The sequence below is a fragment of the Anaerostipes butyraticus genome (assembly GCF_016586355.1).
GTDB lineage: Bacteria > Bacillota > Clostridia > Lachnospirales > Lachnospiraceae > Anaerostipes > Anaerostipes butyraticus.
The window spans coordinates 179,916-202,532 of sequence record NZ_BLYI01000047.1; the positions used below are offsets into that span (position 1 = coordinate 179,916).

Sequence of the window (22,617 nt, forward strand, 5' to 3'; positions counted from 1 at the left end):
AATGTTTCAGAACCTGAGGATCAGACGATGTCTGTCACTCGGGTTCTGAAACCAAAAGATTATAATTCCAGCAGGAAGAAATCACAGTCTTTATACGGATGACTGAACCGGATTGGAAGCTGATCTTCCGTGACTTTTCGAAAACCGGCCTGTTCATAAAAGGCATGGGCTCTGTCTGTATTATAAGGAGTATCCAGAAGGATGGTTTTAAAGCCCTTTTCCCGGGCAAAAGTCAGGAGGCGCTGATATAGTTTCTGTCCGATGTGATACGGTTCGCCCTGATAATCTTCATATACAAAAAATTTCTTTAAGACGGCAATTTCTGGGGTGTACGGCATAATGCCGATGGATCCGATCAGTGTTCCGTGTCTGGCGGCAATCCAGAAATTGCCGCCTTTTTCTATATATTCACCGGTAATATTCAGCAGATCCGGCTGATCGTCAACGGAAACAGGCGGGCGGGTGCCGTCATTTTGAAAATGAAGGACCAGATCGATGACATCCCGGGTATATTTATCCTGAAATTGATGGATTGTGAATTCAGTCATAGTTCTTCTCCTCTTTATAATATCTCAAAAGAATAATATAATGGAACAAAAAGTATGTTATGTTGCGATTTGTGTGATATAATGATAATATAAATACAATATATTGTCAATGCAGGAGGAAAGAAAGATTGGATACAATGAATCAGATTGTAGCCGGGAACATCAGGCGGTTCAGGAAAGAAAAGAAGCTGACCATGGAAGAACTGGCAAAATTAAGCGGAGTCAGCAAAAGCATGCTGGCGCAGATCGAAAGGGGAGATGGAAACCCTACGATCTCAACGCTGTGGAAAATATCCAACGGAATGAAAGTGCCGTTTGACGCGCTGACTGTGCGTCCGGAAGTGACATATGAAATTGTAAAGACGGCAGAAGTGCAGCCGATTCTGGAAGATGACGGAAAAGTAAGGAACTATTCCATTTTTCCGGATGATGAGAACCGGAGATTTGCCGTTTATTATCTGGAACTGGATCCGGACAGTTACTGGGAGTCCGAACCTCATCTTCGTGGAACGACGGAATTTATCACGGTGTTTTCAGGAACAGTTGAAATAAAAGCCGATGGAAAGCAGTTTCAGGTGTCAGAAGGAGAAAATATCCGGTTCAAAGGGGATACGGAACATTCCTATCGGAATTCGGGAGAAGAAACTGCGGTGCTGCACATGATTTTGTATAATCCGTAGAAAGGGAATGGAGGAAAAAGAATGAAAAAAAGATCTCATACGTTGAAAAAGGCGTTTGCCGCGGCATTCCCTTATACGATTCCAATTTTTGCGGGATTCTGGTTTCTGGGCCTGACCTATGGAATTTATATGAATGTTTCCGGCTTCAGCTTCTGGTATCCATTGTTTATGAGCATGTTTATATTTGCGGGTTCGGTAGAATTTTTAACAGTTAATATGCTTCTGGGAGCTTTTCATCCTCTGCAGGTATTGGCAGTGACCCTGATGGTCAATGCCCGTCACTTGTTTTATGGAATTTCCATGCTGGATCGGTACCGTGCGGCAGGATGGAAAAAGATTTATCTGATTTTTGGAATGTGTGATGAGAGTTTTTCCATTAATTATACGGCAGAAATACCGGATGACACAGACCGGGGCTGGTTTATGTTTTTTGTGACCATGTTAAATCATTTTTACTGGGTATTTGGAGCGACACTGGGCGGCATCTGCGGCTCTCTGATCCATTTTGACACGGAAGGGCTTGATTTCGTTATGACTGCCATGTTTGTAGTAATTTTTCTGGAGCAGTGGATGAAAGAAAAAAGACATACCAGTGCGGTAGTGGGAATCGCGGCTTCCCTGCTGTGTCTGATTTTCTTTGGAGCCGATAACTTTATGATTCCGGCTATGCTGGCCATGTTATGTGTGCTGACGTATTTACGAAGATTTCTGGAGAAAGGAGAAGAAGCAGTATGACACTGGCACAAAAGATAATAATAATCGGAATGGCAGTGCTGGGAACGGCAATGACCAGGTTCCTGCCGTTTCTTGTATTTCCCGGGGACAAGCCTGTTCCAAAATATATTCAGTACCTTGGAAGAGTGCTGCCGTCCGCGGTTTTCGGACTGCTGGTCATTTACTGTCTGCGGGATGTAAACATTCTGTCCGGAAGTCACGGAATCCCGGAACTGATTTCCATTGCGGCCGTTGCGGGGCTTCATCTCTGGAAACGGCAGATGCTGCTGTCCATCGCAGGAGGAACGGTTTGTTATATGATGCTGGTGCAGATGGTGTTTTGACTGGCTTGACATATTATATACGCAGTGCTATACTGACTGCGTTGAAAGGAAGATAATTATGAATTTTTTTATACAAAATAGATTACCAGCGAAGAATAAGCTTAACTCTGTACAATTCAAACCGATGAAACATTGTGCAGAGTATAGTGCTTAAAAGGCGCGGAAAGATTTCATCGGAACCATAAGCAATGGATTTGTCAAATTCTGATATATCTGATTGCTTATTTTCCGTATGATTTTTGACAGACAAAGGCTGTGGATGATGTTTCATCCACGGCCTTTTGTTGTATAGAAATAGTAAAACAGATGAATGTTTGCTTTTAGTGGGAAAAGCGATCAAAGCAGAAGGCGTTGCGTGGAATGCAAAGTCTTCTGCTTTTTTCATTATTGCAAAAAGAAAGGATGAGATACAATGAGTTTATTGGAAATTGAGGGGCTGACCCATTCTCTTGGAGAAAATATTTTATATGAAAATGCGGCATTAACCTTGAATCGGGGAGAACATGCGGGTGTTGTTGGGAAAAATGGAGCGGGAAAAAGTACTTTGATCAAAATATGCACTGGGCAGCTGCCAGCAGATTCCGGGCATGTCGTCTGGGCTCCAGGGATAAAAACAGGATGTCTGGATCAATATGCCGAAATAGAAAAGACAATGACAGTGATGGGATTTTTGAGATCTGCATTTGCTGATTTGGAAAAAGTAGAGAGGCAGATGCTGAAATATTACGAAAGAGCAGCTCAGGGAGATGAAAAGTATCTTGAGAAAGCTGCAGAGTGTCAACAAGAATTGGAAATCAGAGATTATTATTCAGCAGATACCAAAATAGAACAAGTCATGGAAGGACTGGGATTGTCATCCTTAGGCGGAGAACGTTTTATTTCTGAAATGAGCGGAGGGCAGAGAGCCAAAATAATATTGGCCAAAATTTTACTGGAAGAGCCAGATGTTCTGCTGCTGGACGAACCGACGAATTTCCTGGATCATGAGCATGTGGCGTGGCTGGCAGGATACTTGTCTCAGATAGAAAATGCATTTCTTGTAGTTTCCCATGATGATGAATTTTTGAATCTGGTATCCAATCGGATTTTTGATGTAGATCAAAAGACGATTACGAAATATTATGGGACTTATACAGAATTTCAGGAGAAAAAGGCAGCGCGGCAGAAAACATATGAGTGCCGGTACAATGCTCAGCAAAAAAAGATACGAGCAACAGAAGAATTTATACGAAAGAACATAGCCGGAAGAAAATCCAGGATGGCGAAAGGCAGAAGGAAACAGCTGGAAAGAATGATGAAAATAGGAACACCAGACCAAAGAGAAGAAAAACCATTTTTTAAGTTTAGAGAAATTCCATCAAATCATACGGAGTATCTTACGGTAAAACAACTTTCAGTAGGATATGATGTCCCTATTTTGCAGGGAATTGAATTTAATCTTATGAGCGGACAGAAAGCAGTTATAACAGGATTTAATGGAATAGGAAAATCGACACTGATTAAAACACTGACAGGTCAGATAAAAAGCATAGATGGGCAATTCAGACTGTCTGATCAGGCAGAGACAGCGTACTTTGAACAGGATTTTTCATGGGAAGACAAAACAAAGACCCCGGTTGAAATTATTTCAGAATATAATCCGGATCTAACGGCAGGGGAAGTAAGGAGATATCTTGCAAGATGTGGAATAGGAAAGAAGCATGCTTTGCAGGAAATTCATACTTTAAGCGGGGGTGAACAGGCAAAAGTAAAATTATGTCTGCTGACGCTAAAGCCCTGCAATTTTTTGATTTTAGATGAGCCGACTAATCATCTGGATGTGACAGCAAAGGAGGCGCTGCGGGAAGCAATTATGAAGTTTCAGGGAACTGTGCTGCTGGTATCCCATGAGGAATCATTCTATAAAGACTGGGTACAGAAGATCATTCATATTGGAAAATAGAAATATGCCGCTTCAGAGTCAGGTATTTATATACTTCCGCGGAGAACATCCATAATATTTTCGAAAAGCTTTATAGAAGTTGCTGCTGTTGCTGCACCCCAGCATGGCGGCAATTTCTTCTATGGACAGACTGGTTCCCCGCAGCAGACTGAGAGCCCGGTCCATGCGCTGTTCCAGCAGGATCTCGGAAAAGGTGCGTCCTGTTTCCTGGTGAAGGAGAGTGGAAATATAATTCGGGTGATATGCGAAATGCTGTGCAATACTGCTTAGGGAAACTGTGTCAGTATGTTCACTGATATAGCGGATGATCTGGTCGGACAAAGTCTCGTTTTCAGGGACAGAGACAGAGTTTCGGTACTGCCGGGCGGCCTGCATCAGGAGAGTCAGAACCATAGGCTGCAGAATCTTCTGGGTATCTTCTCTGGGATTTGCGTATTCAACGACCATCATTTCCAGCAGTGTCCGGATACAGAAAGGATCCTCAAATTTAAGGTGGATAAAGTCATCGGAATATTCATCGTTTTGTGGAGCCAGGAAAAAATGAAATAACTTCGGGTCTGATGACAATACCGGAAGAAATGTTTTGAAAAATGACTCTTTCTGGATCAGGATGCCAATGATGATAATTTCTTCCTGACTGTGAGCCGTCAGTGCATATCCGGTGAAAGGCTGTCCAATGTAGCATTCATTCTCACAGATGGTAATGTGATTGTCATGGCGGTAGCTTAGAGCGCCATAATTTCCTTTGTATGCAAAATTAAAGAAGAAAAAATCCTGACGATGAAATAATTCCTGGATATCCGGTCCCTTATGGACACAGATCATAATCTGTTCACTGGCTTCACCGGGCCATGCAAAAGCTTTTTCAATCTGACTGCCTACCGGCAGATCTAAATATTCCCAGTCTCGTCTGGCAAACTGCTCACCGAGAGATTCCAGAGAAGAAGATAAGAGTGTATGTGCCATGTCTGTTCTCCTTTCTATGAAGCGATGCTGTCTGAAGTTCTGTTTCTAATTTATCATGAAATATGAGAAAAAGCCATATGATTTCTTAAGGCAGGATACTGAAAAATCATGTTCCGGACGATATAGTAAAAAAATATAAGTTAAAAACAGAATGACAGAGGGAAAACGGAATCTGAAGGAGGAAAAAATGACAGAGTTAGAAAAATTAGACGCGGGACTGGAATATGATTTCTGGGATGAAGAAGTCAACGCAAGGAAACTTCATGCGGTAAAAGGATGTGAGAAATTAAATAAAACAGATCAGACCGATGAGAAAGCAGTAGAGGCGGCAATCAGAGAATTATTTGATTCCGCAGGAAAGGATCCGGCGGTTCTGCCGGGATTTGCCTGTGACAACGGAAAAAACATCCATGTAGGAGAAGAATTCCTGGCAAATTATAATGTAACTATACTGGATATCGCGCCGGTTTCCATTGGCGATTATGTAATGATCGGGCCGAATACACTGATCACAACAGTGAACCATCCAATGTCACCGAAGAAAAGGCGCCGGCACCTGGGACAGGCAAAGCCGGTCACCATAGGAAATGATGTTTGGATTGGAGGCGGCTGCACTATACTGCCGGGAGTTGTCATAGGAAATAATGTGGTTGTGGCAGCAGGAGCCGTCGTGACGAAAGATGTTCCGGATAATTGTCTTGTAGGAGGTGTTCCGGCAAAGTTTATCAGAGAGATAGAAGATGATACAAAACAGGGAAGATAAGGAGAAAGAATTCTGCTGTTTTGAGGCTGCAGAAATATTAGTGGAACTAAAAGAATGATACAGAAACCATGGAGGGATACGGATAACTTCATGGTTTTTTGCCGTCCTTTCTCAGTTGTTCTGGAGGAAAAGAGACCTGGGGTTGACATAAAATAAGAAATAGAACAGAATAGAAGGAGAGAAGGAGGACATCATGGAGAATTTAATTTTCAGCCTGAATGCGACAGTTCCGATTTTTCTGATGATGATTCTGGGACTGCTGTTTAAAAAAATCGGATGGATCGATGACGATTTTGCGTCCAAAATGAATAAATTTGTATTTCTTGTGCCGCTGCCGGTCCTGGTATTTGAGGATCTGGCAACGGTTGATTTTTCTAAAGTATGGGATTTGAAATTTGTACTTTTTTGTTTTGCGGCAACACTGATCAGCATAGGAATTTCTATGGGGATTTCTTTTTTATGGAAGGATAAATCCATTCAGGGAGAGTTTATACAGGCATCTTATCGAAGCAGCGCCGCTCTGCTTGGAATTGCGTTTATCCAGAATATATATGGCGATGCAGGAATGGCGCCGCTGATGATCATCGGAAGTGTGCCTCTTTACAATATCATGGCGGTTGTGGTCCTGTCATTTTTTCAGCCGCAGCCTCAGAAAATGACCAGAGAGGTCTGGGCAAAAACTTTTAAGGGAATTATTACAAATCCGATCATTATCGGCATTGCGGCGGGACTGATCTGGTCTGCCCTGAGGATTCCAATGCCGGCGATCGTAGGGAAAACGGTTTCGAATATAGGATCCTGCGCTACGCCTCTCGGCCTTATGGCGATGGGAGCTACGTTTGACATCAGAAAAGCATTTCAGAAGGTAAAACCTGCGGCTGTGGCATCCTTGATGAAACTGGCAGGTTTTGCAGCGGTTTTCCTTCCGGCAGCGGTAGCACTTGGATTTCGAAGAGAACAGCTGGTGGCAATCCTGATCATGTTAGGATCCGCCACAACAGTCAGCTGTTATGTTATGGCAAAAAATATGGGACATGAAGGAACTCTGACTTCAAGCACCGTTATGCTGACTACATTGTTCAGTGCTTTTACAGTGACGGGATGGCTGTATATCTTAAAAAGTATGTCCCTTATATAAACAGATATTCTGCCGATATAGAAATGTATAAGAGGATTGTATTGGATTCAATACATAAATATGATAGAATGTGAGAATAGGATGAAATTATTGGGAAGAATACGTAAAGTATTCTTGAAAAAAGGATGGATAAAAACTATGAAGCGATATTTTGATAATTATATGATAAAACATCCGGTATCAGTTCAGCCAATGATGGAAATCGAAGGATTTCTTGTACGTCCAGGTATGTTTGATTTAAATGGTGCGACAGAATTGCCAATCGGGGTCAATTTTACAATCCATACCAGCGGAGGGACGGGATGTGAACTGCTTTTATTTCATGTAGGAGAAGAAGAGCCATATGCGGTGATTCCGTTTCCGGAATCGTATAAGATCGGGGATGTTTATTCCATGATCGTGTTTGAATTAGATATTAATGAATTTGAGTATGCTTACCGGATTGACGGTCCGCATGAACCGGAAAAGGGGCTGCTTTTTGATAAAAATAATATTTTACTGGATCCTTATGCCAGAGCGGTGGCAGGAAGAAGAACATGGGGAAAGAAGCGTCAGGCAACGTATCATGCCCGTGTCGTAAAAGATGTGTTTGACTGGGGAGACCGGCCGCAGTCCGACCGGGAGATGAGTGACCTGATCATATATGAACTCCATGTGAGGGGATTTACAAAACATCCTTCTTCCAATGTAAAACATGGAGGAACATTCGAGGGCCTGAAGGAGAAGATCCCTTATCTGAAAGAACTGGGCATCAACGCCGTAGAACTGATGCCGGTCTTCGAGTTTGATGAGACGATCAATGCCAGGGAAGTGGATGGAAATACCCTTTTGGAGTACTGGGGATATAATACCGTCAGTTATTTTTCACCGAACAATAACTACGCGGCATTGGATGATTTTAAGAAGGAAGGCTGGGAGTTAAAAGAACTGATCCGGGAACTTCATGAGAATGGAATCGAAGTCATACTGGATGTGGTATTTAACCATACGGCAGAGGGAAATGAAGACGGCCCAAGTTTCTGCTTTAAAGGAATTGATAACAATATATATTATATTCTTACGCCGGACGGTAAATATTATAATTTCAGCGGCTGCGGAAATACATTAAACTGCAATCATCCGATCGTTCAGCAGATGATTCTGGAATGTCTCAGATACTGGACGATCAATTACCGGGTGGACGGTTTCCGTTTTGACCTTGCCAGTATTCTTGGAAGAAACGAGGACGGCATGCCAATGAATAATCCGCCGCTGCTTAAGAATCTGGCGTATGATCCGATTCTTAAAAATGTGAAGCTGATCGCGGAAGCATGGGATGCGGACGGACTGTATCAGGTTGGAAGCTTTCCGGCCAACCGCCGGTGGGCAGAATGGAATGGAAGATACCGGGATGCGGTCAGAGGTTTCCTGAAGGGAGATTTCTGGGAATCCTGGAATGCCGCGTGGAGTATTTCGGGATCCGGAGATCTGTATGGAGATCTTTATAATGAATATAATGGACATTACGCAGGATACAATTCCAGTGTCAATTTTTTGACTTGTCATGATGGATTTACCCTGTATGATCTGTATTCTTATAATACAAAACATAACGAAGCCAATGGATGGAATAATACCGATGGATCCGATGATAACCGAAGCTGGAACTGCGGGGCGGAAGGAGAGACCGATGATCCGGAAGTGCTGAATCTGAGATTCCGTATGATCCGCAATGCCTGTACCGTACTGATGTGCAGCAGGGGAACGCCGATGTTTCTGGCGGGTGACGAATTTGGCAATACCCAGTTTGGTAATAACAATGCTTATTGTCAGGATAATGAGATTTCCTGGCTGGACTGGAGTCTTCTGGATAAGAATCAGGATCTGTTTGAATTTTTTAAGTTTATGATTGCTTATCGAAAGAAACATCCATCGATCCGTAAAAAATTACCGGATGCTCAGTGTGGAATCGAAGGACTTTCTACTTATAATATTCATGCGGAGAAGATGACAGTATCCCGGGACGACAGGATTTTCTCCAACGTATTTGCAGGATATGACGAGACTCAGCAGCAGGATGATCTTGTTTATATTACGATCAATGCTTACTGGGATGAGATTGAGATCCGGCTGCCGGATATCGGTGAAAACATGTCATGGTATTTAAGTGTCGATACCTTTGGAGATGAAGAGGGAAATTACTGCTTTTCAGAAGAAAAAGAGAGAAGGATAAAAGGAAGTTATGTCATGCGTCCGAGAACTGTGGCGGTCTTTACCGGAAGAAAAAATCCGGAAGTATCCAGTGAAGCATAAACTCCTGTCGTTTCAGACGGAGAGAAGCAATAAAATGAAAACACCTCATATGGTATGAGATAGTACCAGGAAAGGAGATGCCTATGAAATGCCCAGTATGTAAAGATGTGACTTTGCTGATGTCGGAGAAACACGGTGTGGAAATTGATTATTGTCCGGAGTGCCGTGGAATCTGGCTGGACCGGGGAGAACTGGATAAGATCATAGAAAGAGCGTCTGCATATGACGATGGATATGATCGTGACGAGAAACCAAAGAGCAAAGAGAAATCAAAACACAATCAGAAGCCGAAAAAGAAGAGTGCGTTTTTAGGAGATATCCTTGAAATCTTCGGTGGAGACTGATCCGGTGAAGAAAAACAAATTAGGCAGCCACTGTGAAAACAGCAGGCTGCCTTTGACTATTCTTAAAAATATTTTCTAACTAATTGAACGACAGTTCCGGAAAGCAGGAACAGAGCAATCAGGTTTGGAATGGACATAAGGCCGTTAAAGGTTTCGGCAATGCTCCATAAAAGCCCAAGATTTACTGTCGCGCCGAGAATGGATACCAGAGAGTATACGACCATAAACGGCTTGATGACCTTGGAAGAAAATAGGAATTCGATGCATCTTGCGCCGTATAATCCCCATCCGATGATCGTGGAGAAGGCAAAACAGCACAGAGCAACCGCGGTAAAAATAGAAATCCAGCTGCCGTAAGTTGAAGTAAGTCCAAGGATTGTAAGTTCAGCTCCGGCTGCGTTTCCGTAATCAACAGGAACTCCGCTGCACAAAATGACCAGGGCAGTCATGGTGCAGATAACGATCGTATCGGTAAATACCTCAAAAATTCCGAACAGTCCCTGTTTTACTGGTTCATCGGTATCGGCGCAGGCATGGGCGATGGAGCCGGTACCTAATCCTGCCTCATTGGAAAAAATACCTCTGGAGACACCTTTCTTCATGCTCAGGAAGAAACTTCCCACAACGCCTCCGGTTACAGAAGACGGCTGAAAAGCGCCGGCAAAGATGGAGGCGAAGACTCCGGGAACCCTCTGGATATTCAAAATGATGACGCCGAGAGACAGTGCAATGTAAATGACAGCCATAAACGGCACCAGTTTTTCAGTTACACTTCCGATTCTTTTAATTCCTCCAAGAAGGATCAGGCCGACTAAAACTGCGATGACAATGCCAAGAATGATATTAGAAGTTTTAGTATAAGCCGGATCCAGAAGATGAAAATTGATCAGGGCAGAATTGATCGCCGTTGTGATCGTATTGACCTGTGTGGCGTTTCCGGTGCCGAAGACAGTAAGAACGCCAAAAGCGGAAAATACAAAAGCGAGCCAGTGCCAGTGCCTGGAAAGTCCGTTTTTTATGTAATACATCGGACCGCCCACATAGTCCCCATCTTTGTTCCTTTCACGAAAATGAACGGCCAGGGTAACTTCAGAGAATTTAGTGCACATCCCAAGGAAAGCAGAAATCCACATCCAGAATACGGCGCCTGGTCCGCCAATGGCGATGGCCCCGGCAACGCCGGCGATATTTCCGGTTCCTACTGTGGCGGCGAGAGCGGTACAGACAGCCTGAAATGGCGTCAGAGCTCCGTCAGAAGCCGTTTGTTTTTGAAATACTTTTCCAAGAGTGGATCGGATCGCATAGGCAAATTTCCGGATTTGAATGAAACGGGTCCGGAGACTTAAGTAAAGGCCGACGCCGATAATACATATCATGGCGGGAACGCCCCAGATAAAATTGTTGACAGCAGTATTAACAGATTCAATGATGTCCAGCATATTGTAATATCCTTCCTTTTTCATTTTGAGTGTCGTTTTGACGCGGACACACTGTTGAAAATCATACCACATATTTTTGAGAATGTATAGATATTTATCGTAAGTTGGAAAAGAGATGACAAACGGTTATAATAGTCTTGAAAAAAGGAAACAGGAGAAATCAGATGAAATTTTATCTTGCGCCGATGGAAGGCATTACTATTTTTATTTATCGAAATGCGTATGCACGTTTTTTTGGTGATATGGACAAATATTTTACTCCGTTTATCATGCCAAACAAAAAAAGGATTTTCAGGACGAGGGAGCTTCAGGATGTGCTGCCGGAGCACAATGAAGGAATCAGCCTGGTTCCACAGATCCTCACCAGAAAATCAGAAGAATTTATAAAGACAGCAAAAGAACTTCGGAATATGGGATATGATGAAGTAAATCTGAATCTGGGCTGTCCTTCCAGGACAGTAGTTACAAAGGGCAGGGGATCAGGATTTTTAAAAGATCTGGAGGAATTGGACCGGTTTTTTACTGAAATATTTGAGAAACTGGATATGAAGATTTCCGTGAAGACGAGAATCGGGCTTTATGATCTGGAAGAATTTGAGGAAATCATGGAAGTGTACAACCGGTATCCGATCCATGAACTGATCATCCATCCAAGGCTGCAGAAAGAGTTTTATAATGGAACGGTACATATGGATGCTTTCCGATCAGGATGGGAGAAGAGCAAAAATCCTGTCTGTTATAACGGGGATATTGTCCGGGCAGAAGATTACCAGAAGCTGATCAAAGAGTTTCCAAAACTGGGAGCTGTGATGATTGGAAGAGGCATTTTGAGAAATCCTGCCCTGGCAGGGCAGATCCGCAGCGGGAAGAAACTGGAAAAGAAAGATCTGCGGGCTATGCATGACCAGATTTACAGAGATTATCAGGAATATCTTTCCGGTGAAAAGAATATTCTATTTAAAATGAAAGATTTCTGGACGAATCCGATACAGGTATTTACCGGTTCTGAAAAATATGCAAAGAAAATACGCAAGGTTCAAAGGCTGAAGGAATATGAGAAAATCATAGATTCTCTGTTTCGGGAACAGGACATCGCGGAAGAATTGTGCTAACATATAAGATGTAAAAGAAATGTCAGACGGAAAAGAGGTCATGCTTATGAGTCAATATGTAATCAGCTGCTGTTCTACGGCAGATTTAACCAGGAAACATTTCGAGGAAAGAGATATTTCATATATCTGTTTTCATTTTGAGCTGGATGGGGTTCCATATATGGATGATCTGGGAGAATCCATCCCATTTGATGAATTTTATCAGAAAATGGCAGATGGAGCAGAGACAAAGACATCGCAGGTAAATGCAGAAGAATTTGAAGAATATTTTGAGCCGTTTTTAAAGGAAGGGAAAGATATTCTGCATGTGTGTCTGTCATCCGGAATTTCCGGGGTAATCAATTCAGCGATGATTGCCAGGGAGGAACTGGAAAAGAAATATCCAGACCGCAGGATTTATATTGTGGATTCCCTTGGCGCATCGTCTGGCTACGGACTGTTGATGGACAAGCTTGCGGATCTGAGAGATCAGGGAAAAAAGGTGGAGGAAGTCTATCAATGGGCAGAAGAACATAAGCTGGAAGTGCATCATTGGTTTTTCTCAACGGATCTGACCTTTTTTATCAAGGGAGGAAGAATTTCCAGAACGGCCGGATTTGTCGGCGGAGTTCTGGGCATCTGCCCGCTGCTGAATATGGGAGAGGAAGGGACTCTGGTTCCACGGCAGAAGATCCGGACCAAACGAAAAGTGATCCGGGCCATTGTCGATAAAATGGAGGCCAATGCCCGCGATGGACTGGAGTATTCCGGTAAATGCTATATTTCCCAGTCAGCTTGTGAAGAAGACGCAAAGGCTGTGGCTGATCTGGTTGAAAAAAGATTCCCGAATCTGGACGGAAAAGTAGAAATCAATCACGTAGGTACGACCATTGGAAGTCATACAGGACCAGGAACAGTGGCGCTGTTTTTCTGGGGAAAGAGCCGCAAAGGATCGTAGACGGGGCAAACAGCAGGATAGCTGTCATCCTGCTGTTTTTTTCTGCTCTGTTTTATGGACGGGTTTCCGCCTGAAGGGCAGCCATTGTAATATAATTGTAGGGCTGGTTAAAATGAGGCAGGAAAAACATGTCAAATAGTTTCAGCGTATCAATGGATACCTGTTCCTGGACAGCCAGGGAAAACATATGGATTGCCATGGAAATATCATATTCAGAGCAAAGCTGCGCACCGAGGATCCGGCGGGAAGATTTGTCATAAATAATATGGATCATAACTTTCTGGTTGTCAGTTTCTAAAAATCCAGCTTTTTGATAATCTTCATAATCAACATAGGCGGCATCATAGCCGAGACGTATGGCTTTTTTTAATGACAGCCCTGTACTGACCATTTTCAGATTCCAGATGCTGATGCCGTTGGAACCCTGAACGCCGGGAGAATCAACGGGAACGCCGAGAGCGTTCTGTGCAGCAATGATGCCGGAGCGGACGGCATTGGAAGCAAGAGCGATATAATCGGTTCTTTGGGAAGCGTTATTATAGACCGTGGCGCAGTCACCGGCTGCATAGACGTCAGGAATGCTGGTTTCCTGACGCCGGCTGACAAGATAAGCGCCATTATCAAATTTTTCCAGGACGCCGTCGCCCAGTTTGGTGCTGGGACGGAAACCGGCACAAAATACGGCCATGTCGGTGTCATAAGAAGCTTTTTCCGTGATAACTTTCTGGATGGTTTCGTGTCCTTCCAGTCTCTGTACGGTTTCACGGAAAGCCAGACGGATGCCGTGACGTTCCAGATTTTCTTCCATTTTTCGGGAAAAAGGTTCATCATAATAGGAAGAAAGACAGGCAGAGGCGCTGTCGATCAAAGTAACTTCCCGCCCGCAGCGGCAGAAGGCTTCGGCAAGTTCAACGCCAATGTATCCGGCGCCGATAATGGTAATTTTCTTTAGATTTTTATTTTTCAATTTGTGGATAACATCTTCTGCGTTTTGATATAATTTGACAAATTGGACATTGTGAAGATCGATTCCCTCGATTGGAAGGGAGACAGGCATGGATCCGGTGGCGAGGATCAGCTTGTCAAATGCCTGTTCATAGTAGTCACCGGTCGTACATTTTGCACGAATTGTCTTTCTTTCAAAGTCAATAGAAGAAACTTTTGTATTCATATGAACGTGGGCGCCTTTTGCTTCCAGAGCCTGCCGGCTGGAATAGAATAGTCCTTCAGGTCCGGAAATCTGTCCTCCAATCCATAATGCCATGCCGCATCCGAGAAAACTGATATTGGAATTTGCGTCAAAAGCGGTGACGTTGATATCTTTTCCTGAATCAAGAATTGTATTTAACGCCGCAGTGCCGGCATGATTGGCGCCTACGACAATGATATTTTGTGCCATAAGAAAACCCTCCTCGTTTGAAATATGGTTAGAGTATTGCCCAAAAGAGGGAAAATATACCAGGAGAAAGATTGAAATATAAGGAAAATTAATTGACAAACGAGCTTTTTCTCTATTATAATAACTCAATAGGCGATGACGGAGAAAAGTAACATGGATTATCGTTTCCAGTGAGCAGGGGACAGTGAGAACCCGCAAAGTGAATTCATGCGAAGAACACTCCCGAGCATCAATCTGAACACCGGCAGTTATGGCGGATTAAGTAGGTGCGACGTAGGTCTGGCGTTAACAGACAGGTAAGAGAGACTGTATCAGCAGTAAATCAGGTGGTACCGCGGACTGGATCATACAAGTTCGTCCTGAAAGGAAATTTCAGGACGGGCTTTTTTATTTTATAGGGAACTTTGTTCCTGTGAAATAAAAACGCTCCGCCTGAAGAAGATAAAAGACAGATGATAGAAAAAAGGAGAATTAAGATGTCAGATTTATACCGTTCCAGAACGATGGATCAGATTTCAGAAGCCGATATCGGGGAAGAATTAAAGATTGCCGGATGGGTCGAGAATATTCGTGACCACGGCGGCGTTTCCTTCATTGACCTGAGAGATATGTATGGTGTAATGCAGGTAGTGTTAAGGGATACAAGCCTTCTGGATAACGTAAGAAAAGAAGAGTGTCTGTCCATCGAAGGACTGGTTCAGCACAGAGATGAGGAAACTTACAATCCGAAAATCCCAACGGGAACGATTGAGTTAGAAGCTCATAAAATTGATATTTTAGGAAAAGTTTACAGAGATCTTCCATTTGAGATCGCTACTTCCAAAGAAATCAGGGAGGATGTCCGTCTGAAATATCGTTACCTGGATATGAGAAACCGCAAAGTAAAGGATAATATTCTGTTCCGTTCCAAAGTAACTCGTTTTTTAAGGGATAAGATGGAAGAACTCGGATTTATCGATATCCAGACGCCGATTTTATGTGCGTCTTCCCCGGAAGGAGCCAGAGATTATGTCGTTCCTTCCAGAAAATATAAAGGAAAGTTTTATGCTCTTCCACAGGCGCCGCAGCAGTATAAACAGCTTTTGATGGTATCCGGAATTGATAAATATTATCAGATTGCGCCTTGCTTCCGTGATGAAGACGCCCGTGCTGACCGTTCACCGGGAGAATTTTATCAGCTGGATTTTGAGATGGCATTCGCAACACAGGAGGACGTGTTTAAAGTAGGCGAAGAAGTCCTGACAGCGGCATTTAAAGAATTCGCTCCAAAAGGATCTGTCGTTACAGAAGCGCCTTATCCGATTTACAGCTACAAAGAGGCTATGCTTCAGTTTGGAACTGATAAGCCGGATCTGCGCAATCCTCTGAGAATTGTGGATGTGACAGAATTTTTCCAGAGATGTACGTTCAAACCGTTCCATGGACAGACCGTACGTGCCATCAACGTACATGCAAAATTGTCCAAAGGACAGCACGAGAAACTTTTAAAATTTGCCCAGTCTATCGGAATGGGAGGACTCGGATATCTGGAAGTAAAAGAAGAAATGAAGTATAAAGGACCGATTGATAAGTTTATCCCGGATGACATGAAAATGGAACTGGCAGAACTGGCGGGATTATCTGTCGGAGACACGATTTTCTTCATTGCGGCACCGGAAAAAGCGGCAAATCTTTTCGCAGGACAGATTCGTGATGAACTGGGACAGAGACTGGATCTGCTGGAGAAAAACGCATACCGTTTCTGTTATATCAATGATTTTCCGATGTACGAGATCGATGAAGAAACAGGAAAACTTGGATTTACACATAATCCATTCTCCATGCCGCAGGGCGGACTGAAAGCATTAAATGAAAAAGATCCTCTGGAAATCCTTGCTTATCAGTATGATATTGTCTGCAACGGAGTGGAATTATCATCCGGAGCTGTCAGAAATCATGATATGGAGATCATGGAAAAAGCATTTGAAATCGCAGGATATGAGAAAGAGACATTAAAAGAAAAATTCGGAGCCCTTTACAATGCGTTCCAGTTCGGAGCACCGCCTCATGCAGGAATGGCGCCGGGACTTGACCGTATGATCATGCTGCTCCGCGGAGAAGAAAATATCAGGGAAGTCATTGCCTTCCCGATGAGTGGAACCGCACAGGATCTTATGTGCGGAGCGCCAAATGAAATCACAGAGCAGCAGCTCCGTGAGGTGCACATTAAAGTCAGAGATTAAAGAAAATATATATAACGGAGAAGAAAGCAGAGACCGAAAGGGATCTGCTTTCTTTTTCTGCCTGTCAGGAAACCGGGACCTTTTGCCGGCAGTTTTCATAGACTAAGAAAAAAGGAGTTTTTTATGAAAAAATGCTGGTGTGAAAAATTTGGAAGGAATCCGCAGGCCCCCTGCTGTCCTGAATCTTATGCGCAGTATGGGACTATTGGAAGATATCCGTCAGGAAACTATCTTTCATTTTATGAGGTATTTCGAAAAGGGACAGAGATTTCACTGGAAGAAGATCAGACGATCGTTCTTCAGCCGGGATATCTCTATCTGATAGATTATGTATTTCTGGCGACGACGGGAAGTCAGCAGCGGATTCAGATTCTCCCTTATATTAATCAGCAGCCGGGGCTGCTTTATTCTGTATTTTCGATTTCAGGAAATGAGGATAATGTTTCTGCAGCAGCTTCTTTTACGACCAATGCGGCGTGGGATGAGGCGGCACAGCTGGAATTTCGTGTGACGGCAGGAAATGAGTCGGGAACGGTTACTGCAGATCTTCAGGGGGCAGTGTCTGTGACTCCACTGATCCGAAAGAGAGAATAGAAAATATATTTTGTGTGAGAAGAAAAACATGGTAAGATAAGAAGTAAGAAGAAATATCAGAAACGATGTTTTTGCCGAATTACAGAGGCAGAAGAGCATCCAAAGAGGAAGGAGCTGTATATTATGGCAGTAATAGGAGCAGTTATGGTCCCGCATCCGCCGCTGATCATTCCGGAAGTGGGACGGGGAGAAGAAAAAGCAATACAAAAAACGATCGATGCCTATCATCAGGCAGCGAAAGAGATCGCAGCCCTTCAGCCGGAGACGATCGTTGTTACGACGCCTCATTCGATTATGTATGGAGATTATTTTCACATTTCACCGGGATATGACGCCAGCGGGGATTTTGGACAGTTCCGGGCAGCCGGAGTCAGGATTCATACCAATTATGATACGGCTTTCGTGGAAGAACTGTGCGCCGAGGCAGATGAACACGGCTTTATGGCGGGAACTCTAGGAGAGCGAGATTCCAGGCTGGATCATGGGATGATGATTCCTCTGTATTTTATTGATCAGGAATATACGGATTATCAGACGGTCCGTATCGGACTGTCCGGTCTGTCTTTTGCAGATCATTACACTTTAGGACAGTACATTCAGGAGACAGCCATACGGCTTGGAAGAAGAACAGTCATTGTGGCAAGCGGAGATTTGTCCCACCGGCTGAAAGAAGACGGCCCTTATGGATATCAGGAAGAAGGGCCGCAGTATGACAAGAGAATCATGGAAGTGATGGGAAGAGGAAAGTTTGGAGAATTGTTTGAGTTTTCGGAGAATTTTTGTCAAAAAGCAGGCGAGTGCGGCCACCGTTCTTTTCTGATTCTTGCCGGAGCCATGGACCGGATGAAAGTAAAGGCGGAAGCGCTGTCTTATGAGGGTCCGTTTGGCGTTGGATACGGCGTCTGTACATTTCGGGCAGAGGGAGCGGATGAAAACAGGAATTTCAAGGATCAGTATGAAGAACGTCAGAGAGAAAAGATGAGAGAGAAAAAGGAGCAGGAAGACGCTTATGTCCGTCTGGCCAGAAGATCTCTGGAAGGATATATGATCAAAAGGGTGCCGATTGAGGTTCCCGACGATGTTCCGCAGGAACTGCTGGAGAAGAAGGCAGGAGTGTTTGTATCCCTTAAGAAAGATGGAAGGCTCAGAGGATGTATCGGAACCATTGCTCCAACGACCGGATCCGTGGCGGAAGAGATCATCCAGAATGCAGTCAGCGCCGCGGTCAGCGACCGCAGATTTCCGGAAGTTGCCTATGAAGAGCTTCCGTATCTGGAATACAGTGTTGATGTGCTGGAAACTCCGGAAGATATTCAGACGCCGGATCAGCTGGATGTAAAGAAATACGGACTGATCATAACAAAAGGAAGAAAACGGGGGCTTCTGCTTCCGAATCTGGAAGGCGTTGATACGGTAGAGGAACAGATTGCGATCACAAAGCAGAAAGCAGGAATCGATGCGGATGATGAGGATGTTCAGATGCAGCGGTTTGAAGTTGTCAGACACAGGTGATGGTTATGGGTGAGAGAATTTGTAATCTATGTATGCACCGCTGCCGGCTGAATGACGGACAGACCGGCAGGTGCAGGGCAAGAAAGAATGCAGATGGAAAGGTCATCTGCGGCAATTATGGGAAGATCACTTCCCTTGCCCTGGATCCCATAGAGAAAAAACCGCTGAGAAAATTTTTCCCTGGAAGCCGCATTTTGTCGGTGGGGAGTTATGGATGCAATTTGTCCTGCCCTTTTTGTCAGAATCATGAAATATCCATGAAAAGGGAGGAAGAAGTACAGAGCGTGTATATCTCTCCGCAGGCACTGTGTGAAAGAGCGCTGCAGATGGTTCCTTACGGCAATATCGGTGTCGCTTTTACCTATAATGAGCCGATGATCGGATATGAATATGTGAGGGATACTGCCAGGTGCTGCCGGGAAGAGGGATTAAAAACGGCAGTGGTGACTAACGGGTCTGTTTTTCTGGAAGAGACAGAGGAGATTTTCCCGCTGATTGATGCGTGGAATATTGATCTGAAGGGATTTACGAAACAATATTATCGGAAACTCGGCGGCTCTTTAGAAATTGTAAAAGAGTTTATCTGCAGGGCGAACGAATACGGACATGTAGAACTTACGACTCTGATCGTCCCGGGAGAAAACGACAAAGAAGAAGAAATGAGGGCCATGGCATCCTGGATTGCCTCTGTTGATCCAGAGATCGTACTCCATGTAACAAGATTTTTCCCAAACTGGAACATGCAGGACCGGGGACCGACCAGCGTGGAACAGGTATACCATCTGGCAGAAACTGCAGGCAGATATTTGGAAAATGTGTACACAGGAAATTGTTAGGCTGGCGGGATCAGCCGGAGGGAGAAAGAAATGAATGGATTGGTAAGCGCCTGTCTGCTCGGCGTAAAGTGCAAATATAATCAGGGGAGCAATTGTTCAGATAAGATAGCAGATCTTCTGAGCGAATATCATCTGATTCCGGTCTGCCCGGAAATCATGGGAGGACTGCCGACACCACGGGTTCCGGCGGAAGTCTGTGGCAGCAGGGTGATAACGGAAGATGGAAGAGACGTGACAGAACAGTTCCGGCAGGGGGCCCGGGAAGCGTTGAGGCTGGCAAAGCTGTATGAATGCCGTTTTGCGGTCTTAAAGGAAAAGAGCCCGTCCTGCGGAAGCGGGAAAATATATGACGGTACATTTACAAAGACATTGACAAACGGTGATGGAGTGACTGCGAAGCTTTTAAAGGAGCATGGAATCTGTGTATTTGGAGAAAATACTCCGGGTCTTCTGGAAGCTTTGCGTGAGAAAGGAAAAAACAATGAATTTTAAAAGAATCAGACAGATCATATCCGGAATCGCCGTGCTGACAGGTGCGGCATCTTTTTCTGTTTTTCAATATGCGATCTGCAGAAAAAAGAAACAGCCGGACGTCAGAAGAAAGAAAAAATGGAAGCCGTATCTGGATTTTGTCCTGGAAGAACAAAAATGGGTGAAAAGGCATCACGGAAGGAAACAGGAGATTATATCCGGTGACGGATTGAAACTCCGGGCCATGTATATTCCGAGAAAAAATGCAAAAGGTATTATTATATGCATGCATGGATATCATTCGGAAGTTGATATTGAATTTGTTCCGGAAGTGCGTTTTTTATGGAATCTCGGATATGATATTTTGCTGCCGTGGCAGAGAAGCCATGGACAGAGCGAAGGCAGATATATAACCTATGGCGTGAAAGAACGGTACGACTGCAGACAATGGATCCGATATGCCAATGAGCATCTGGGAGCCAAAGATAAAAATGTGTTTTTATGCGGCATTTCCATGGGATGCGCTACCGTGCTGATGGCGGCAGGACTCAAACTTCCTGAAAATGTCAGGGGAATTATTGCTGACTGCGGGTTCACGTCACCATGGGAGATCATACGTCATGTGGTAAAGACTAAATATCATCTTCCGCCATATCCGCTGCTGTTTTTCCTGGATGCCATCTGCCGGATTGCGGCAGGATTCAGCCTGAAGGACGCCTCTGTTCAGGAAGCGATGCGGAAAAATACGATACCGGTTCTGTTTATTCACGGTGATGAAGACAGATATGTGCCGGTATGGATGACTTACAGTAATTATGAGGCATGTGCGGCTGAGAAAGAACTTTATATTGTACATGGGGCTGCGCATGCGCTGGCTTTTTCTTATGACAGAAAAGAAGGCAGCAGACGAATCAGAAATTTTATACAACGATATGAAAGGTGAAAGCAATGAAGAATAAATATGACGTAATTATGATCGGGGCCGGACCGTCTGCGATTTTCTGTGCTTATGAACTGATGCAGAAACGGCCGGAAACGAAAATACTGATGATTGAAAAAGGAAGAAGAATTGAACAGAGAAAATGTCCTAAAAGGGACACAAAAGTCTGTGTTGGATGCCAGCCGTGTTCAATCACCACAGGCTTTGCCGGCGCAGGAGCGTTTTCAGACGGCAAACTGTCTCTTTCTCCTGATGTAGGGGGAAATCTGCCGGAAATTCTCGGATATGAACGGACAACAGAACTGCTCAGGGAATCAGATCAGATTTATCTTCAGTTTGGAGCAGATACGAAAGTTTATGGAATCAATGAAGAAGATGAGATCGCAAAAATCAGAAAAAAGGCAATTCAGGCAAATTTAAAGCTGATCGAATGCCCAATCCGCCATCTTGGAACAGAAGAAGGATATAAGATATATGCAAGACTTCAGAAACATCTTCTGGAACGAGGCGTGGAAATGCGGTTTTTGACCATGGTAAAAGATATTCTGATTGAAGATGGAGAGGTTAAAGGTGTTATAACAGATCAGGACGAAACATTTTTTGCGGACGAGATCATAGCGGCAGTGGGACGGGAAGGATCGGAATGGCTCAGTGATATCTGCCGGACATATGGAATTGAAACACAGGTAGGCACCGTTGATGTCGGCGTCCGTGTAGAGGTGAGAGATGAGATCATGGAAGAATTGAATCAGAGTCTCTATGAAGCAAAACTGGTCTATTATACGCCGACTTTTGATGACAAAGTAAGGGTTTTCTGTACGAATCCATCCGGGGAAGTTGCCACAGAATATTATGAAAACGGTCTGGCAGTGGTCAATGGACATGCTTATAAGGCAAAAGATCATAAGACAAGCAATACAAATTTTGCCCTGCTGGTATCTAAAAATTTTACCAAGCCGTTCAAGGAACCGATTCAGTATGGAAAACATATTGCCCAGCTGAGCAACATGCTTTGTGACGGAAAAATCCTTGTACAGAGATTTGGAGATTTTATCAGAGGAAGAAGAACGACAGAGGAACGTCTGGTAAGAAATAACATTACGCCGACCCTGAAAGACGCAGTGCCGGGAGATCTGTCTTTGGTTTTTCCTTACAGGATCATGAAGGATATCGAGGAAATGATTTATGCCTTAGATGAGGTGACACCGGGAATGGCAAGTGATGAGACACTGTTGTATGGTGTGGAAGTTAAATTTTATTCTAATAAGATTCTTGTAGACAAGAATTTTGAAACGAACATTCAGGGACTGCATGCAATCGGCGATGGAGCCTCAGTCACGAGAGGACTTCAGCAGGCATCAGCCAATGGTCTGAGTGTAGCCAGGAGTCTGCTGAAAAAGTGGAACTAAAGAAGGGAAAAGATC

General features: G+C 44.0%; 21 protein-coding genes and 1 other annotated feature. Of the genes, 17 read left to right on the forward strand and 4 right to left on the reverse strand.

The window, feature by feature from the left end; translation table 11 throughout:
* Positions 1-59: 59 nt before the first annotated feature.
* Complete coding sequence (locus tag JMF81_RS12065; RefSeq protein WP_201311694.1) at positions 60-548, reverse strand: GNAT family N-acetyltransferase; 489 nt, start codon at positions 546-548, stop codon at positions 60-62.
* A 137-nt stretch (positions 549-685) separates the two neighbouring features.
* On the opposite strand from JMF81_RS12065, the gene JMF81_RS12070 reads away from it, so the two are divergent.
* The 4 genes from JMF81_RS12070 (at position 686) to JMF81_RS12085 (ending at position 4,228) form a co-directional block, all read left to right on the forward strand.
* A complete protein-coding gene (locus JMF81_RS12070) occupies positions 686-1,228 on the forward strand; it encodes a helix-turn-helix domain-containing protein (protein ID WP_330611520.1) in 543 nt (180 codons plus the stop codon).
* Positions 1,229-1,249: 21 nt separating this feature from the next.
* Positions 1,250-1,963 (forward strand): AzlC family ABC transporter permease, encoded by a 714-nt coding sequence (locus JMF81_RS12075; protein ID WP_201311696.1) that lies wholly within the window; start codon positions 1,250-1,252, stop codon positions 1,961-1,963.
* Complete coding sequence (locus JMF81_RS12080) at positions 1,960-2,286, forward strand: branched-chain amino acid transporter permease (RefSeq protein WP_201311697.1); 327 nt, start codon at positions 1,960-1,962, stop codon at positions 2,284-2,286. The genes JMF81_RS12075 and JMF81_RS12080 overlap by 4 nt, the downstream gene beginning before the upstream one ends.
* A 412-nt stretch (positions 2,287-2,698) precedes the next feature.
* Positions 2,699-4,228, forward strand: coding sequence for an ABC-F family ATP-binding cassette domain-containing protein (locus JMF81_RS12085; protein ID WP_201311698.1), 1,530 nt, complete (start codon positions 2,699-2,701; stop codon positions 4,226-4,228).
* An 18-nt stretch (positions 4,229-4,246) separates the two neighbouring features.
* Here JMF81_RS12085 and JMF81_RS12090 read toward each other — a convergent pair whose 3' ends face one another.
* Positions 4,247-5,194, reverse strand: a complete 948-nt coding sequence (locus JMF81_RS12090) for a helix-turn-helix transcriptional regulator (RefSeq protein WP_201311699.1) — start codon at positions 5,192-5,194, stop codon at positions 4,247-4,249.
* Positions 5,195-5,381: 187 nt separating this feature from the next.
* On the opposite strand from JMF81_RS12090, the gene JMF81_RS12095 reads away from it, so the two are divergent.
* From JMF81_RS12095 to JMF81_RS12110, 4 genes are all read left to right on the forward strand, one after another.
* Positions 5,382-5,957: a sugar O-acetyltransferase gene (locus JMF81_RS12095; RefSeq protein ID WP_201311700.1), complete on the forward strand. Its 576-nt coding sequence runs from the start codon at positions 5,382-5,384 to the stop codon at positions 5,955-5,957.
* 193 nt (positions 5,958-6,150) lie between these two features.
* Entirely contained in the window at positions 6,151-7,095 is a 945-nt protein-coding gene (locus JMF81_RS12100; RefSeq protein WP_201311701.1) for an AEC family transporter, read from the forward strand.
* Between the two features lie 138 nt (positions 7,096-7,233).
* Positions 7,234-9,387, forward strand: a complete 2,154-nt coding sequence (locus tag JMF81_RS12105; protein WP_201311702.1) for a glycogen debranching protein — start codon at positions 7,234-7,236, stop codon at positions 9,385-9,387.
* Between the two features lie 83 nt (positions 9,388-9,470).
* Entirely contained in the window at positions 9,471-9,731 is a 261-nt protein-coding gene (locus tag JMF81_RS12110; protein WP_201311703.1) for a TFIIB-type zinc ribbon-containing protein, read from the forward strand.
* A 62-nt stretch (positions 9,732-9,793) separates the two neighbouring features.
* On the opposite strand, the gene JMF81_RS12115 is transcribed toward JMF81_RS12110, so the two are convergent.
* Positions 9,794-11,170, reverse strand: coding sequence for an alanine/glycine:cation symporter family protein (locus JMF81_RS12115; protein ID WP_201311704.1), 1,377 nt, complete (start codon positions 11,168-11,170; stop codon positions 9,794-9,796).
* Between the two features lie 164 nt (positions 11,171-11,334).
* Here JMF81_RS12115 and JMF81_RS12120 point away from each other — a divergent pair, with 164 nt between their 5' ends.
* The gene (locus tag JMF81_RS12120) at positions 11,335-12,282 is read left to right on the forward strand and encodes a tRNA dihydrouridine synthase (RefSeq protein WP_201311705.1); all 948 of its coding nucleotides are present in this window, start codon (positions 11,335-11,337) and stop codon (positions 12,280-12,282) included.
* A gap of 46 nt (positions 12,283-12,328) precedes the next feature.
* Positions 12,329-13,219 (forward strand): DegV family protein, encoded by an 891-nt coding sequence (locus JMF81_RS12125; protein WP_201311706.1) that lies wholly within the window; start codon positions 12,329-12,331, stop codon positions 13,217-13,219.
* Between the two features lie 52 nt (positions 13,220-13,271).
* Here the strand turns inward: JMF81_RS12125 and nox are convergent, their stop codons facing one another.
* A complete protein-coding gene (nox, locus tag JMF81_RS12130) occupies positions 13,272-14,618 on the reverse strand; it encodes a H2O-forming NADH oxidase (protein ID WP_201311707.1) in 1,347 nt (448 codons plus the stop codon).
* Positions 14,619-14,744: 126 nt separating this feature from the next.
* Positions 14,745-14,983 (forward strand) — a binding site (T-box leader).
* A gap of 111 nt (positions 14,984-15,094) precedes the next feature.
* On the opposite strand from nox, the gene aspS reads away from it, so the two are divergent.
* The 7 genes from aspS to JMF81_RS12165 all read left to right on the forward strand — a co-directional run bounded on the left by aspS (position 15,095) and on the right by JMF81_RS12165 (position 22,602).
* Positions 15,095-16,840: an aspartate--tRNA ligase gene (gene aspS, locus JMF81_RS12135; protein ID WP_201311708.1), complete on the forward strand. Its 1,746-nt coding sequence runs from the start codon at positions 15,095-15,097 to the stop codon at positions 16,838-16,840.
* 123 nt (positions 16,841-16,963) lie between these two features.
* Positions 16,964-17,434 (forward strand): hypothetical protein, encoded by a 471-nt coding sequence (locus tag JMF81_RS12140; protein ID WP_243282631.1) that lies wholly within the window; start codon positions 16,964-16,966, stop codon positions 17,432-17,434.
* A gap of 123 nt (positions 17,435-17,557) precedes the next feature.
* A complete protein-coding gene (gene amrA / locus JMF81_RS12145; protein ID WP_201311709.1) occupies positions 17,558-18,946 on the forward strand; it encodes an AmmeMemoRadiSam system protein A in 1,389 nt (462 codons plus the stop codon).
* 5 nt (positions 18,947-18,951) lie between these two features.
* Positions 18,952-19,782 carry an AmmeMemoRadiSam system radical SAM enzyme gene (gene amrS, locus JMF81_RS12150; RefSeq protein ID WP_243282633.1) on the forward strand — a complete coding sequence of 277 codons (831 nt, stop codon included), beginning with the start codon at positions 18,952-18,954 and terminating at the stop codon, positions 19,780-19,782.
* A gap of 30 nt (positions 19,783-19,812) precedes the next feature.
* Positions 19,813-20,274, forward strand: a complete 462-nt coding sequence (locus tag JMF81_RS12155) for a DUF523 domain-containing protein (protein WP_201311710.1) — start codon at positions 19,813-19,815, stop codon at positions 20,272-20,274.
* On the forward strand, positions 20,264-21,196 hold the full coding sequence (locus JMF81_RS12160) for an alpha/beta hydrolase (protein WP_201311711.1): 933 nt from the start codon (positions 20,264-20,266) through the stop codon (positions 21,194-21,196). The genes JMF81_RS12155 and JMF81_RS12160 overlap by 11 nt, the downstream gene beginning before the upstream one ends.
* 5 nt (positions 21,197-21,201) lie before the next feature.
* Complete coding sequence (locus tag JMF81_RS12165; RefSeq protein ID WP_201311712.1) at positions 21,202-22,602, forward strand: NAD(P)/FAD-dependent oxidoreductase; 1,401 nt, start codon at positions 21,202-21,204, stop codon at positions 22,600-22,602.
* Positions 22,603-22,617 lie beyond the last annotated feature (15 nt).

Coding starts and splice junctions, on each gene's coding strand:
- JMF81_RS12160 (WP_201311711.1), top strand. CDS start 20,264: ATGAATTTTAAAAGAATCAGACAGATCATATCCGGAATCGCCGTGCTG.
- nox (WP_201311707.1), bottom strand. CDS start 14,618: ATGGCACAAAATATCATTGTCGTAGGCGCCAATCATGCCGGCACTGCG.
- JMF81_RS12165 (WP_201311712.1), top strand. CDS start 21,202: ATGAAGAATAAATATGACGTAATTATGATCGGGGCCGGACCGTCTGCG.
- JMF81_RS12155 (WP_201311710.1), top strand. CDS start 19,813: ATGAATGGATTGGTAAGCGCCTGTCTGCTCGGCGTAAAGTGCAAATAT.
- JMF81_RS12105 (WP_201311702.1), top strand. CDS start 7,234: ATGAAGCGATATTTTGATAATTATATGATAAAACATCCGGTATCAGTT.
- JMF81_RS12070 (WP_330611520.1), top strand. CDS start 686: ATGAATCAGATTGTAGCCGGGAACATCAGGCGGTTCAGGAAAGAAAAG.
- JMF81_RS12090 (WP_201311699.1), bottom strand. CDS start 5,194: ATGGCACATACACTCTTATCTTCTTCTCTGGAATCTCTCGGTGAGCAG.
- JMF81_RS12075 (WP_201311696.1), top strand. CDS start 1,250: ATGAAAAAAAGATCTCATACGTTGAAAAAGGCGTTTGCCGCGGCATTC.
- JMF81_RS12115 (WP_201311704.1), bottom strand. CDS start 11,170: ATGCTGGACATCATTGAATCTGTTAATACTGCTGTCAACAATTTTATC.
- JMF81_RS12080 (WP_201311697.1), top strand. CDS start 1,960: ATGACACTGGCACAAAAGATAATAATAATCGGAATGGCAGTGCTGGGA.
- JMF81_RS12120 (WP_201311705.1), top strand. CDS start 11,335: ATGAAATTTTATCTTGCGCCGATGGAAGGCATTACTATTTTTATTTAT.
- JMF81_RS12095 (WP_201311700.1), top strand. CDS start 5,382: ATGACAGAGTTAGAAAAATTAGACGCGGGACTGGAATATGATTTCTGG.
- JMF81_RS12100 (WP_201311701.1), top strand. CDS start 6,151: ATGGAGAATTTAATTTTCAGCCTGAATGCGACAGTTCCGATTTTTCTG.
- amrS (WP_243282633.1), top strand. CDS start 18,952: ATGGGTGAGAGAATTTGTAATCTATGTATGCACCGCTGCCGGCTGAAT.
- JMF81_RS12140 (WP_243282631.1), top strand. CDS start 16,964: ATGAAAAAATGCTGGTGTGAAAAATTTGGAAGGAATCCGCAGGCCCCC.
- JMF81_RS12110 (WP_201311703.1), top strand. CDS start 9,471: ATGAAATGCCCAGTATGTAAAGATGTGACTTTGCTGATGTCGGAGAAA.
- JMF81_RS12085 (WP_201311698.1), top strand. CDS start 2,699: ATGAGTTTATTGGAAATTGAGGGGCTGACCCATTCTCTTGGAGAAAAT.
- amrA (WP_201311709.1), top strand. CDS start 17,558: ATGGCAGTAATAGGAGCAGTTATGGTCCCGCATCCGCCGCTGATCATT.
- aspS (WP_201311708.1), top strand. CDS start 15,095: ATGTCAGATTTATACCGTTCCAGAACGATGGATCAGATTTCAGAAGCC.
- JMF81_RS12065 (WP_201311694.1), bottom strand. CDS start 548: ATGACTGAATTCACAATCCATCAATTTCAGGATAAATATACCCGGGAT.
- JMF81_RS12125 (WP_201311706.1), top strand. CDS start 12,329: ATGAGTCAATATGTAATCAGCTGCTGTTCTACGGCAGATTTAACCAGG.